The following is a 12,806-nucleotide window of genomic DNA, read 5'->3' as shown; positions in this document are numbered from 1 at the left end:
AACGCCTCTATTGTGCGGTCGCTGTTGTGCCAACACTGCTTACATTAACACTTGATACACCAGCATTTTCATGCAAGATTTTAGCGACAAGCGTATCCACTTCTTCCAAAGAGTTATGATAAACATCAGTGTCATAGCGAGCGTGTTTATTCACTTCTTTAGCCAATAATTGACCATCGGTATCTTTAATATCGACTTTAGCTACCATAGACAAACCAATACGTAATGGGTATTTATCTTGGTTTTGTTCATCTAAATGAATTTTTACAGGCAAACGCTGAACAATCTTGATCCAGTTACCGCTAGCGTTTTGCGCAGGGAGTAGAGAGAACGCGCTGCCCGTACCAATACCTAGGCTTTCAATTTCACCTGTATATTGCACTTCTTCACCATAAAGATCGGAAGTTAAAGTAACTGGTTGGCCAATACGCATATCTTTCATCTGGCTTTCTTTGAAATTGGCATCAACCCACACTTGATGCAATGGAACGATTGCCATTAATTGACTACCCGGTTGTACTTGACTACCGAGTTGAACCGCACGTTTAGCCACATAACCACTAATTGGGGCAACAATTTCAGTACGCATATTATCTAAATAACTTTTACGTAACGCCGAAACCGCTGATTTCACACCTGGGTGCGTTTCTAAAACCGTGTTATCAACTAAGGCCACCGTCATTTGTAGTGATTGCTCTGCCGCTTCCAACTGGCTTTTTGCGCCTTCTAGAGTATCTTGGTAATGAATTAAATCTTCTTTTGAAATCGCGCCTTTCGAAACTAAATTTTTACGACGGTTGTAGTCATTTAAGGCTTGGCGATATTCAACTTTGCTGGCTTCAACTTTCGCTTTAAAGTTATCCGCCGACGCATACATACTACGAACTTCGCGAACTTTACTTGCTAATTTAGCTTCAGCATTTTGTAGTGCAATTTGGGTATCATTAGAATCCAACGTCACTAACACTTGACCTTTTTCCACATAATCACCAACATCTGGAATAACTTTAGTCACCGTACCTGCAATCTGTGGTGAAACCGTTACAAGGTTACCATTCACATAGGCATCATCCGTTTCTTCTACGAATTTTGCATACATTTGATAATAAGCAAACCAACCACCAGCAATCACCAACAATGCAACTAACAGGATCATAAAAGAGGTTTGGCGTTTACTTTTTTGTTTTACAGTACCTTCAATATTTTGTGTGTTTTCCATGATTCAACCATTTGATCATTAATGAATTATACCCAAGTGACTTCAAGGTGCGGAATTCAGAGCTATCATCCAAACTGTTCAGCAAGGAGGGTTGGCAAAAGAATATAGGCGCCTTTCAAACCAATATGACACGGCATAAAAGTTTGAATGAAGCTCCCGAAGGACTAATTAAAGTTACTTTTGGATATATAATTTTTTCTTGCCTAAATAACGCTTCGTTAAGGTAATAATCGCTCTAATAAACGGCTCAACTGTTTCACTTCATCAGCAGCTAAATCACCGACTAATAAGGGACTCACTTGAGTTTCAATCACCTCAATACACTCAGTTAATAATGATTGACCGGAAGACGTTAAAATTAAGATAACGCCTCTTTTATCTTCTGGGTTAGGCAACTTTTCTACTAACGACTTTTTAAGCAGTCGCTCAACCATGCGAGTCATCGATCCACAATCGATACCGAGTAATTTACTAATTTCAGCGGGTGAATTTTTTTTCTCAAATTCAATGGCCGCAAGTACTTTAAACTGAGCTGGTGTGATATCGAGTGGCATAAAATACTGTGACAGCAACCGCTCTTTATGATGGTTAACCAAACCAATTAGCTTTCCTAAAGGAATACTCGATGCATGAATATAAGGAGGAGTCGTCATAAATAACCTTCCAATTACTTGCCTAGACAATTACTTTGATAGGATTTTACTTGCCTAGGCAAAAAAGTGTCAATAAATATTTCAAAATGTAACAATAAAATCACATATGATTCAGACTGAAATTCGCATCCGATAGCCACTTAGGTATAAGATAAGAATATTCGTCCATCAGTCCAAAGGACTTCTTCACTATGCGATTTTTCAAAATAAATAACGGCTTTATTCAAGAAATAAGATATGACAAACAACAAGATCTAGAACCTCTTATCGAACAAGCTGATTGGATAGATGCCCACGATCCTAGCGACGAAGATCGTCAATTTTTATCTCAACAACTTGGTATTCGAATTCCCGGCACTAATGACGTAGAAGAAATCGAAGCGTCTTCTCGTTACTTTGTCGATCATGAAGGATTGCACGTCCACTCGCTGTTTCTCTCTCCGAGTGAAGGTCGCCATACTACCGTCAACATCGCGTCTATTCTGCAAAAAGATCGATTAATCACCATTCGTGAAGGCAGTATTGCGGATTTTCGTTTATTGCGCTTACGAGCTCGTAAAGGCCAGGTTCAATCTGATGATGTTCAATCACTGTTTATCACCATCTTGGAACAAAAAGTTGAGAATCATGCCGATACTATTGAGGATATCCATCATCAATTAGAAAAGATCAGTTATACCGTGCTGGAAGATGAGGAGTCAGATTGGGAAGAATGCATTAGCCGCCTAGCTCGACTTGAAGACAGCAATGGCAAAATTCGTTTATGTTTGATGGATACCCAGCGCGTCATTTCATTTTTATTGCGTCACTTAAAATCGACACCAGAACAACTGGAAACATTGCGTGAAATTGTGCGTGATATTGAAACATTAATGTCTCACACCACTTTCTTATTTGAAAAGATCAATTTCTTAATGGATTCGGCGCAAGGCTTTATCAGTATAGAGCAAAACCAGATCATCAAAATCTTCTCGATTGCTGCGGTTGTCTTCTTACCACCAACATTAATTGCTAGTATTTATGGGATGAACTTCCAAATTATGCCTGAGCTAGAGTGGACTTTTGGTTACCCGGCCGCTTTAGTGTTAATGGTGGCTTCAGGCTTTGCTCCTTACTTTTACTTTAAACGTAAAGGCTGGTTGTAATTTCTTCTTATACCCAAATAACAAAAAAGCCAATGAACACGAATATTCATTGGCTTTCTATTAAGTTGAATTCGAATCAAAAGAAGTTTACTTCGCGTTACGCTCTAGTACTTCAGCATCGAGCTCTTCTAACTTAGCTTTCATTTGATTGCGGCACAGTTTCAGTATCTCGCGAACATTTTCTTTATTATAGTCTTCAACACTGATCGGTGGCAGCATCTCAACAATCACATGACCGTTATTCCAGCGGTTCAACTTAAGATTATCGGTTGAGCTACATACGATTGGCACAATTGGCACCTGTGCAGCAATCGCCGCATGGAAAGCACCGGTTTTAAATGGCAGTAAACCACGGCCACGAGAACGTGTCCCTTCAGGAAACATCCACACTGATACTTTGCTTTTCTTAATTTGATCGGCAACTTGGCTAATAGTATCCATTGCCTTGCTACGATTAGCACGGTCAATCAAGATATTACCCGTTAGCCAATAAAGCTGACCAAATAATGGCAGCCAAACTAAGCTTTTCTTACCAACAGTAACCACATTCGGCGTTACCGCTGATGAAATGGTAAATAAATCCCAGTTATTTTGATGGTTACCTAAATAGATATGTTGGCCACGATCATAGGCATTGTCTGGAACTCTAAGTTCAAGCTTAATGCCAAACACTTTCGACATTTGGCCAAACATGCGGCCAAAAGTAAAAACATGGCGAGGGTTACGGGGGCTAAATAAACAGTAACCACAGCCAAAAATAAACATGAAGATAGCAAATATCGCGACAGCAATAATGCGTAGTAAAGCAATCATTCAGTTTCTCCAATTACATAAAGCATAAGGCAAATTGCCAACAGCCTATACAATAAAAAAGCCGAAACCATTAGGGCGTGTTTATCTTTCGTGGTGATTTTTACAGCGAGTTATTGAGCATTTTTACAAAGCCGATAACACAGTAGAAATGCCCAATAAACGTTGTCCGAAGGGTTCGGATAAAATTCAACCACGAAAGATGAATGCCCCCTTGGACTTCAGCTTCTATAGCCAAAAAAGTAAGCAAATTAAATGCTCACTTTCTCAAGCTATTATTGAAAACGTTCGATATTCGCACCAAGTGCATTGAGTTTATTTTCAATGCGGTCATAGCCACGGTCGATATGATAAATACGATCAACAATGGTCTCACCTTTAGCAATACAACCAGCAATAACAAGGCTCGCAGAAGCACGAAGGTCAGTTGCCATCACTTGTGCACCAGTTAAGCTTTCAGCATCCCCACAAATAACGGTATTACCTTCTATCTCAGCTTTAGCTCCCATACGCATTAATTCTGGTACATGCATAAAGCGATTTTCAAAGATAGTTTCTGTGATCACACCGCCGCCTTTCGCCATCATATTCAGCAAAGTAAACTGCGCTTGCATATCCGTTGGGAAACCTGGATGTGGAGCGGTACGAATCGTGACCGCTTTTAATTCACGGCCAGTCATATCTAGGCTAATCCAATCTTCACCAGATTCTACTTTCGCCCCCGCTTCTTCAAGCTTAGCCAAAACAGCTTCGAGTAAAGAGGCTTTAGTATTACGACATACGACTTTACCGCCAGAAACAGCCGCTGCAACTAGGAATGTACCAGTCTCAATACGGTCAGCGACTACTGAGTGCTTACCTCCCGCAAGACGCTCAACGCCTTCAATGGTAATTGTCCCCGTACCGGCACCTGTAATTTTCGCACCAATCGCATTTAAAAATGCCGCGGTATCTTCAATTTCTGGCTCACGAGCCGCATTTTCTAATACCGTAGTACCTTCTGCTAAGGTTGCTGCACTCATTACTGTAATGGTTGCACCTACTGACACTTTATCCATCACGATATGCGCACCTTTCAAGCGTCCATCAACTTCCGCTTTTACGTACCCATCTTCAAGCGTAATGTTTGCACCTAGTTGCTCTAGCCCATTAATATGTAAATCAACCGGGCGAGCACCGATAGCACAACCACCAGGTAAAGAAACTTGACCATGACCAAAACGAGCCACTAATGGACCTAGTGCCCAAATAGAAGCACGCATAGTTTTTACTAAATCATACGGAGCACAATATTCGTGAATTGGGCCAGAATTAACCGTTAACACTTCGCCATTTCGCTCAACTTCCGCACCGAGACGCTTAAGTAGCTCAATTGAAGTATCGATATCACGCAATGCAGGAACGTTCGCAACTTCAACTGGACCTTCAGATAAAATAGCGGCGAACAAAATTGGTAACGCTGCATTTTTAGCCCCAGAAATGGTGACTTCACCTTGTAGCACGCCTGAACCGTGTACTCTAAATTTTTCCATTAGTATAAGAACCTTGCTTCTTTATTTTTAATCTTTACTTCTTTTAGACAAAAAGTAAGCAATAGCGATTGAGTCTATAGAGGCCGTTGAATCTATAATGACATCAGCTTTTTATCACGTGCCCACTCTTCGGGTGTATACGCTTTAATTGACACAGCATGAATATCATTTCTTTGGATGTATTCCATCAGAGGTGCGTAAATTAATTGTTGTTTTTTAACTCGACTCATACCGTCAAAAGATGAATCAACCGCAACAACTTCGTAATGGCTACCTTCACCTTTCACGTGAATTTCTTGCAATGACAAAGCGTCATCTAATATTTGTTTTACTTGGATAATGTCCACGTAACCCTCTAATTTTTAACCGTCGGTAATTTGAATATGCTCAGCAAATAATTCATCAATATTGCTAAGTTTAAATAATGTGTATAGCTGACTTGGCATAAAGGTCAGCATTATATGACAATTTTGATTTTTTGCATGCTGTAATAAATGAATAAGCATTGCCATCCCTGCAGAATCCACTCTATCGAGATCTTTTAAGCATACTTCGTATTGCGTAATTTGTGGCTGCCAACCTTGTAGCTGAGACCACAGCTCGGGTACAGTATCACGAGTCAATTGACCAATGATAGAGGCGCGCTGTTCACTTTCCTCTCGCCAATAACGACTCTGCACTATTTTTTACCTTCAAAAACAATATCTTTCTGTGCCAATTGAGTTAACCCTTTAGTGACGGCAGGAATACCATCTTGACGGATTTTTGTGTTCCATTCCGACTGCTTGCTCGAAAGTAGACTGACTCCTTCTGCCACCATATCGTAAGCTTTCCACTCACCAGTCTTGGTATTTTTCAATAAGGTAAACTCAAGTTTAATATTAGGACGCCCCTTATCAATAATTTCAACTGGAATAGATAGGATGCGAGCGTCATCGTTAACCGATTTTTCTTGTGAAAATTGAATCGTTTGATCGGTATATTGCGTCAAGACTTGTGCATAAGAGGTAATTAAATAAGCACGGAACTCCTGAATAAACGCTCTTACTTGCTGTTTATCTGCTCCTCGTAGATTGGGGCCTAGTAATTTCAATGCCGTATATTGATAATTAACGTACGGCATCATTTCTTGTTCTACGATGGTTTTTAAATAGTTAGGATCCACTTTCACCTTCGGCTGCTCCGCTTTAAGGCGCTCAAAAGTTTGTTCTGCAACAGAATGAATCATTTTATAAGGATCGCTACTATCAACGGTTGCGGCACTCACATTAAAAGCTCCTCCTATGAACACCAACAATAATGCTGTTTTTCTTAACCAGGACATACCCAACTCCTTGTATTACTCAGACTCTTTGCTGCTATATAAAAACTGGCCAATTAAATCTTCTAACACTAACGCAGACTTCGTGTCTTCAATAAAATCACCATCCATTAAGGTACTGCTCATTCCTTCCATAACAAAACCTGGTACTAGGCTAATATATTGCTCCCCAATTAAACCTGAAGTCAGGATCCTCGCACTTGAAGTATCTGGATATTTCCCAAACTTTCGTCCAATGGACATACTAACAACTGGAATATAACTTTGAGTATCTAAACTAATGTCAGTCACTTGCCCAACGACCACACCACCCACTTTTACTGGAGAACGCACTTTCAAGTTACCAATATTATCAAAGCGCGCTTTCAAGATATAACTGTCACTTGGGCCAATACTGGTGACGTTAGCCACTTTAAACATCATTACTAAAATCGCAATAACGCCCAATAAGACAAAACTGCCTACCATAAATTCTAAACGACGATTTGTTTGCATGATTTACTTCCAATATAAATTCAAAATCAATGACCGAACATCAAGGCAGTCAGAATAAAATCTAGCCCTAATACCGCTAATGACGAATGTACAACCGTACGAGTAGTAGCGCGACTAATGCCTTCTGATGTAGGAATACAATCATAGCCATTAAATAACGCAATCCAGATAATGGTTATCGCAAACACCATACTCTTAATAACACTGTTACCAATATCGTAACCAAGGCTGACTGAAGATTGCATCGCCGACCAGTAACTCCCCGCATCGATGCCTTTCCATTCTACGCCGACGATCTGTCCCCCCCAGATGCCAACCGCCATAAAGATCATCGTCAGTATCGGCATTGCTACAACCCCTGCCCAAAAACGTGGCGCAACGACTCGACGCAAAGGATCGATCGCCATCATTTCCAAACTAGATAATTGCTCGGTGGCCTTCATCAAACCAATTTCAGCAGTTAACGCCGATCCTGCTCGTCCAGCAAATAATAATGCGGTCACCACTGGCCCTAACTCACGTAATAGCGACAGTGCCACCATTTGACCCAAGCTGCCTTCTGCGCCGTAGTCCACCAATATAATGTAACCTTGTAAACTCAACACCATGCCAATAAACAAACCTGACACAATAATAATCGCTAGAGATTGCACACCAATGGCGTAGATCTGATTGATAAATAAAGGAAAGTTCTTCCTTAATTGAGGTTTACCAATAAGTGCCCCCCACAGCATCAAAGAAGCTCTTCCCCAAGCTTCTGCTAAGCCAATAGTACGATCGCCAACTCGGGCGACCTTATTGATTATAGGGTGACTGTCTTTTACAGAATCACGGTTTTGCTCTGGTTTATTCACAACCCAATATATCCTTTTCAATTGGTGAAGCAGGGAAATGAAACGGAACTGGACCATCTTCTTTTCCAGTCAAAAACTGTTGTACACGCTCATCGGTACTCTGATTAAGATCATCGGGAGAACCTTGAGCAATGACTTTACCGTGAGACAATAAATACACATAATCGGCAATACTCATTACTTCAGGCACATCATGAGACACCACAATCGACGTCACGCCAAGGGCATGGTTTAAGTTTTTGATCAGCTCCACCAGCACGCCCATAGTGATAGGATCTTGTCCGACAAACGGTTCATCATACATAATTAAATCAGGATCTAGCGCAACCGCTCTCGCCAACGCTGCTCGCCGAGCCATACCACCAGAAAGTTCACTTGGCATTAGTTGCGCTGCCCCTCGTAACCCAACCGCTTCCAATTTGAGTTTAACTAAGGTGGAAATTAAAGATTGGTCCAGTTCAGTATGTTCTCGCAAAGGAAAAGCGACATTATCGAATACATTCATATCGGTAAACAAAGCACCAGATTGAAATAACATGCTCATTTTCTTACGAACTTGATACAAACGCTGTCGACTTAAAGTAGGAATATTGTCACCATCAAACCATATCTCACCTTGATCTGGTGAAATTTGGCCACCGATCAAACTCAGCAATGTCGTTTTACCAATTCCCGATGGCCCCATAATGGCGGTGATCTTTCCTTTTGGGATCGACAAATTCACATCATCAAAAATCACTCTTTGATTACGCTGAAACGTCAGAGATTTTATCGATATCAATTCCGCTGTCATAACTTCCCTTTATAATCACTAACCAAAGTAATATACCCAAGTGACTTCAAGATGCAGAATTCACTTGGGTATACATTATCGCATAATAAGCACATTACATCTTGAGTTCAAAAACAATACATCAAATAATCTGAAAATCAGCATGGTTTATCTGTCTTTTCATGTAAATAGAGACAATTCATTAATAAATACATCAAGAGACTTTCTTTTTGTTGCTTGAAACGTCAAAATTGCGCCCCTTATATTGAGGATAGTTAACTTCTCCCTTAATTTAACCTACTCAATATTTTGTTCACTTTTAAATTCACTTTAGTAAACAGGAATCATCATGTTACTTGCAGTTGTATTACTCCTTATTGGCCTTGCATTATTAGTATGGAGTGCTGATAAGCTGGTTTATGGCTCAGCAGCCGTTGCAAAGAACATGGGCATTTCCCCATTAGTCATTGGTATGACTATTCTGGCCATGGGCTCATCAGCACCAGAAATGATGGTCTCTGCCACAGCTGCGCTGGAAGGGAAAACCGATACTGCAATTGGTAACGTACTCGGTTCAAACATAGCCAACATTGCATTGATCTTAGGGATTACCGCCATGATTAAGCCGCTATCAATCAGCTCAACAATTTTGCATCGCGAACTACCTCTGATGATCATCGTGACTTTGATCGCTGGTGCCCTAATGTGGGATGACTACTTAGGCTTTACTGAAGGTCTGGTGTTAATCGCTTTATTTGCCGCCTTTATTTTAGGTATGCTTAAAATTAGCCAAAGTGAAAAAGGCGAAAAAGATGTCTTGTTAGAACAGCAAGAATCTGAAATCCCAGATGGGGTTGATAATAAAACCGCTATTTTTTGGGTCGTCGTGGGGTTAATTCTATTGCCAATAGCTGCCGATTTATTAGTCGATAACGCTGTGATCATCGCTAAATATTTCGGTATGAGCGATCTGGTTATCGGTTTGACTATCATCGCTATTGGTACCAGTTTACCTGAACTTGCTGCATCTCTCGCGGGCGTTCTTAAAGGTGAAGATGATATGGCGGTAGGTAACATCATCGGTTCGAATATCTTTAATATTTTAGCCGTGATGGGCATCCCTGCGATACTAACACCATCGGTATTAAGTGAATACGCCATGAACCGAGATTTTTGGGTCATGCTAGGCGTATCATTACTCTTGGTTATCATGGCTCTAGGAAAGTCTCGCAGCATAAAACGCACTGAGGGTGGGATATTATTGCTATGCTTTTTAGCTTATCAAAGTTATCTGTTTTACAATATCAGTGCCTAAAACAAGAAATTGCGAATAGGCGACCACACAATCGCCTTTTTATTAAATTATCGTTAACTGACGATGCAGTTAAACAACAATCTCCCCAGACTAGGAATAACATTGATGTCGACTTCTTTTGATTACCGCTCTGTTGCCCAAGATGTTTTATCAATTGAAATGCGAGGCCTACAACAGTTAGCGCAGTATTTTAATGACGACTTCCAACACGCTTGCGATATGGTTTTAAACAACCAAGGTAAGGTTGTAGTAATGGGTATGGGTAAATCGGGTCATATTGGTAACAAAATTGCTGCCACCTTAGCCAGTACTGGTACTCCTGCATTCTTCGTTCACCCAGGAGAAGCAAGCCATGGTGATCTGGGTATGATTGGCTCTGATGACATTGTATTAGCGATTTCAAACTCCGGCGAGTCTTCAGAAATATTAGCACTTTACCCAGTACTTAAACGTCGTCATATTCGCATTATTGGCATGACGGGTAAGCCTGAATCTAACATGGCTAAACTGGCTGACGTACACCTACAAATCACAGTTCCAGAAGAAGCCTGCCCACTGGATCTTGCGCCAACCTCAAGTACGACTGCTACCTTAGTGATGGGCGATGCCTTTGCGGTCGCATTAATGAAAGCGCGCGGATTCACCGCTGAAGATTTTGCACTATCGCATCCAGGTGGCGCACTAGGCCGTAAATTATTACTTAAACTGTCTGATATTATGCATTCAGGTGCCGCACTACCAACCGTAAACCAAGATGCTCTAATTCGTGATGCCTTGTTAGAAGTGTCACAAAAAGGACTCGGCATGACAGCGGTTGTCGATAAAGATATGACACTACTTGGTATTTTCACTGATGGTGATTTACGCCGCTTACTCGATCAACGTATCGATGTGCACACCACGCCAATTAGCCAAGTCATGACCAAGAACCCAACGATTGCAACACCAAATCTACTGGCTGTTGAAGGGTTGAATATCATGCAAGAAAAAAGTATCAATGGCTTAATGCTATGCCAAAATGGTAAATTGGTTGGTGCACTGAATATGCATGACTTATTAAAGGCTGGAGTAATGTAATGAGCCAAATGACACCTACCCCATACGGACAAGCTCCAACATCTATAATGAATATAGCGAAAAACATCAAATTATTGATCTGTGATGTCGATGGGGTATTCTCAGATGGCTTGGTGTACATGGGAAATCAAGGTGAAGAGCTCAAAACCTTTCACACTCGCGATGGCTATGGCGTTAAATCATTAATGCAAGCAGGGATTGATATCGCCATTATTACTGGTCGACAATCTCAAATCGTTGAAAACCGCATGAAAGCTTTGGGTATCACGCTTATCTACCAAGGCCAAGATAACAAACTTATCGCCTATGAAGATATTTTGAGCAAACTAAAGGTTTCGCCACAACAGGTTGGTTATATTGGGGATGACCTAATCGATTGGCCAGTGATGGAAAAAGTAGGCTTACAAGTCTCCGTTGCTGATGGGCATCCATTGTTAGTGCAACGCGCCAATTATGTTACCCATATTAAAGGCGGTCACGGAGCGGTACGTGAAGTATGTGATTTAATTTTACAGGCGAGAAATGAACTCGAAGCATATCAAGGACTCAGTATATGATGAGCTTATCTAGACTCATTTATTTACTGCTCATTTTTGTGGCGTCTTGGTCAGCTTATTATCTTTATGATCAATCGTCAGATGACGTAGAACTTATTGCACCAAGTTTAGAAGCGCCATTATTTACCGGTAAACATCTCACGAATACCACTTATGATATCGATGGGCTGCGCAACTATAAAATGTATTCGGACTCTTTAGAACACTTTGCACAAGATGGCCACACGGTATTCTATAAACCTAAATTGGTAGTTTACCGCGAAGGCAGCACAGAAGAATGGGTTGTTACTTCAGATAGCGCAGTGTTATCGAAAGATCATCTATTAACACTACAACATAATGTGGTAGCACGTAATACGATTGAAGGTGCAAGTTTTGATCGCATGACCACAGAAAAAATGCTCATTGATTTGAATAGCAAAGATTTTTCAACCAACACCACTGTCACAATGGTTGGGCCACAATTTACCAATATTGGCAACGCGATGAAAGGTAACTTTGATACCAACCTCGCTACGCTTTTTAATCAAGTTCAAGGTACCTATGAAAATATTACACCGTAGCTCTTTATACCTTAGTGTATTGTTTTGCTTATTCGCTTCAGCTTCATCATGGGCACTGACCAGCGATCAAGAACAACCAATCCATATCAGCTCTGATAGCCAAGATTTGGATATGAAGACTAACAAAGTTACCTTTATGGGCAATGTAAAATTGACTCAAGGCAGCATTGTACTGACTGCCGATAAGCTGATCGCTTTCCGTGATGCCAAAACTGGCGAACTGACTGAATTACAAGGCTATGGTAAACCTTCTCACTTTTCACAAAAAACCGATGAAGGTAAATTATTAAAAGGCCAGGCGAATACTCTCGTGTATACCGTTGCCAGCGACCAACTTGTGATGACTACCAACGCAGAACTGCACCAAGACGATAGCGTTATCAGAGGTAAAGAGATCACATACCATATTTCCAGCCAAAACTTAAAAGCAAGTAGCGGCGATGGCGAGCGAGTATCAACGGTTATTCAACCTGCGCAATTGGAACAAAAATAA

16 protein-coding genes are annotated in these 12,806 nt (G+C 40.9%); 6 read left to right on the top strand and 10 right to left on the bottom strand.

The features are described from left to right. Nucleotides 1–7: 7 nt before the first annotated feature. Together ACN0T8_RS08010 and ACN0T8_RS08005 are read right to left on the bottom strand one after the other, a co-directional pair. Nucleotides 8–1,219, bottom strand: coding sequence for an efflux RND transporter periplasmic adaptor subunit (locus tag ACN0T8_RS08010; protein WP_417880101.1), 1,212 nt, complete (start codon nucleotides 1,217–1,219; stop codon nucleotides 8–10). Nucleotides 1,220–1,437: 218 nt separating this feature from the next. Then, entirely contained in the window at nucleotides 1,438–1,872 is a 435-nt protein-coding gene (locus tag ACN0T8_RS08005; protein ID WP_417880100.1) for a MarR family transcriptional regulator, read from the bottom strand. Nucleotides 1,873–2,063: 191 nt separating this feature from the next. Here ACN0T8_RS08005 and corA point away from each other — a divergent pair, with 191 nt between their 5' ends. After that, entirely contained in the window at nucleotides 2,064–3,017 is a 954-nt protein-coding gene (gene corA / locus ACN0T8_RS08000; RefSeq protein ID WP_417880099.1) for a magnesium/cobalt transporter CorA, read from the top strand. Between the two features lie 87 nt (nucleotides 3,018–3,104). Here corA and ACN0T8_RS07995 read toward each other — a convergent pair whose 3' ends face one another. The 8 genes from ACN0T8_RS07995 to mlaF form a co-directional block, all read right to left on the bottom strand. After that, entirely contained in the window at nucleotides 3,105–3,830 is a 726-nt protein-coding gene (locus ACN0T8_RS07995; RefSeq protein WP_417880098.1) for a 1-acylglycerol-3-phosphate O-acyltransferase, read from the bottom strand. Nucleotides 3,831–4,102: 272 nt separating this feature from the next. Next, nucleotides 4,103–5,359 (bottom strand): UDP-N-acetylglucosamine 1-carboxyvinyltransferase, encoded by a 1,257-nt coding sequence (gene murA, locus ACN0T8_RS07990; RefSeq protein WP_417880097.1) that lies wholly within the window; start codon nucleotides 5,357–5,359, stop codon nucleotides 4,103–4,105. Between the two features lie 92 nt (nucleotides 5,360–5,451). Then, nucleotides 5,452–5,706, bottom strand: coding sequence for a BolA family iron metabolism protein IbaG (gene ibaG, locus ACN0T8_RS07985; RefSeq protein WP_417880096.1), 255 nt, complete (start codon nucleotides 5,704–5,706; stop codon nucleotides 5,452–5,454). A 15-nt stretch (nucleotides 5,707–5,721) separates the two neighbouring features. Then, nucleotides 5,722–6,039, bottom strand: coding sequence for an STAS domain-containing protein (locus tag ACN0T8_RS07980; RefSeq protein WP_417880095.1), 318 nt, complete (start codon nucleotides 6,037–6,039; stop codon nucleotides 5,722–5,724). Continuing rightward, nucleotides 6,039–6,683 carry a phospholipid-binding protein MlaC gene (gene mlaC, locus ACN0T8_RS07975; protein ID WP_417880094.1) on the bottom strand — a complete coding sequence of 215 codons (645 nt, stop codon included), beginning with the start codon at nucleotides 6,681–6,683 and terminating at the stop codon, nucleotides 6,039–6,041. The genes ACN0T8_RS07980 and mlaC overlap by 1 nt, the downstream gene beginning before the upstream one ends. Before the next feature lie 15 nt (nucleotides 6,684–6,698). Beyond that, the gene (gene mlaD, locus ACN0T8_RS07970) at nucleotides 6,699–7,175 is read right to left on the bottom strand and encodes an outer membrane lipid asymmetry maintenance protein MlaD (protein WP_417880093.1); all 477 of its coding nucleotides are present in this window, start codon (nucleotides 7,173–7,175) and stop codon (nucleotides 6,699–6,701) included. A gap of 26 nt (nucleotides 7,176–7,201) precedes the next feature. Continuing rightward, nucleotides 7,202–7,978, bottom strand: coding sequence for a lipid asymmetry maintenance ABC transporter permease subunit MlaE (gene mlaE / locus ACN0T8_RS07965; RefSeq protein WP_417880138.1), 777 nt, complete (start codon nucleotides 7,976–7,978; stop codon nucleotides 7,202–7,204). A gap of 43 nt (nucleotides 7,979–8,021) precedes the next feature. Next, the gene (gene mlaF / locus ACN0T8_RS07960) at nucleotides 8,022–8,822 is read right to left on the bottom strand and encodes a phospholipid ABC transporter ATP-binding protein MlaF (protein WP_417880092.1); all 801 of its coding nucleotides are present in this window, start codon (nucleotides 8,820–8,822) and stop codon (nucleotides 8,022–8,024) included. 328 nt (nucleotides 8,823–9,150) lie between these two features. Here mlaF and ACN0T8_RS07955 point away from each other — a divergent pair, with 328 nt between their 5' ends. The 5 genes from ACN0T8_RS07955 to lptA all read left to right on the top strand — a co-directional run bounded on the left by ACN0T8_RS07955 (nucleotide 9,151) and on the right by lptA (nucleotide 12,806). After that, the gene (locus ACN0T8_RS07955; protein ID WP_417880091.1) at nucleotides 9,151–10,116 is read left to right on the top strand and encodes a calcium/sodium antiporter; all 966 of its coding nucleotides are present in this window, start codon (nucleotides 9,151–9,153) and stop codon (nucleotides 10,114–10,116) included. Between the two features lie 105 nt (nucleotides 10,117–10,221). Further along, nucleotides 10,222–11,193, top strand: a complete 972-nt coding sequence (gene kdsD, locus ACN0T8_RS07950; RefSeq protein ID WP_417880090.1) for an arabinose-5-phosphate isomerase KdsD — start codon at nucleotides 10,222–10,224, stop codon at nucleotides 11,191–11,193. Next, the gene (gene kdsC, locus ACN0T8_RS07945) at nucleotides 11,193–11,750 is read left to right on the top strand and encodes a 3-deoxy-manno-octulosonate-8-phosphatase KdsC (RefSeq protein ID WP_417880089.1); all 558 of its coding nucleotides are present in this window, start codon (nucleotides 11,193–11,195) and stop codon (nucleotides 11,748–11,750) included. Before kdsD ends, kdsC begins: the two co-directional genes overlap by 1 nt. After that, complete coding sequence (gene lptC / locus ACN0T8_RS07940) at nucleotides 11,747–12,313, top strand: LPS export ABC transporter periplasmic protein LptC (RefSeq protein WP_417880088.1); 567 nt, start codon at nucleotides 11,747–11,749, stop codon at nucleotides 12,311–12,313. The genes kdsC and lptC overlap by 4 nt, the downstream gene beginning before the upstream one ends. Further along, complete coding sequence (lptA, locus tag ACN0T8_RS07935; protein ID WP_417880087.1) at nucleotides 12,294–12,806, top strand: lipopolysaccharide transport periplasmic protein LptA; 513 nt, start codon at nucleotides 12,294–12,296, stop codon at nucleotides 12,804–12,806. The genes lptC and lptA overlap by 20 nt, the downstream gene beginning before the upstream one ends.

It is taken from the genome of Vibrio sp. (assembly GCF_048266485.1).
Taxonomy (GTDB): Bacteria; Pseudomonadota; Gammaproteobacteria; order Enterobacterales; family Vibrionaceae; genus Vibrio.
The sequence above is the reverse complement of the archived record's forward strand: the minus strand, read 5'-3'. Positions and strand labels throughout refer to the sequence as shown.

Coding starts and splice junctions, on each gene's coding strand:
- ACN0T8_RS08010 (WP_417880101.1), bottom strand. CDS start 1,219: ATGGAAAACACACAAAATATTGAAGGTACTGTAAAACAAAAAAGTAAA.
- ACN0T8_RS08005 (WP_417880100.1), bottom strand. CDS start 1,872: ATGACGACTCCTCCTTATATTCATGCATCGAGTATTCCTTTAGGAAAG.
- corA (WP_417880099.1), top strand. CDS start 2,064: ATGCGATTTTTCAAAATAAATAACGGCTTTATTCAAGAAATAAGATAT.
- ACN0T8_RS07995 (WP_417880098.1), bottom strand. CDS start 3,830: ATGATTGCTTTACTACGCATTATTGCTGTCGCGATATTTGCTATCTTC.
- murA (WP_417880097.1), bottom strand. CDS start 5,359: ATGGAAAAATTTAGAGTACACGGTTCAGGCGTGCTACAAGGTGAAGTC.
- mlaC (WP_417880094.1), bottom strand. CDS start 6,683: ATGTCCTGGTTAAGAAAAACAGCATTATTGTTGGTGTTCATAGGAGGA.
- mlaD (WP_417880093.1), bottom strand. CDS start 7,175: ATGCAAACAAATCGTCGTTTAGAATTTATGGTAGGCAGTTTTGTCTTA.
- mlaF (WP_417880092.1), bottom strand. CDS start 8,822: ATGACAGCGGAATTGATATCGATAAAATCTCTGACGTTTCAGCGTAAT.
- ACN0T8_RS07955 (WP_417880091.1), top strand. CDS start 9,151: ATGTTACTTGCAGTTGTATTACTCCTTATTGGCCTTGCATTATTAGTA.
- kdsD (WP_417880090.1), top strand. CDS start 10,222: ATGTCGACTTCTTTTGATTACCGCTCTGTTGCCCAAGATGTTTTATCA.
- kdsC (WP_417880089.1), top strand. CDS start 11,193: ATGAGCCAAATGACACCTACCCCATACGGACAAGCTCCAACATCTATA.
- lptC (WP_417880088.1), top strand. CDS start 11,747: ATGATGAGCTTATCTAGACTCATTTATTTACTGCTCATTTTTGTGGCG.
- lptA (WP_417880087.1), top strand. CDS start 12,294: ATGAAAATATTACACCGTAGCTCTTTATACCTTAGTGTATTGTTTTGC.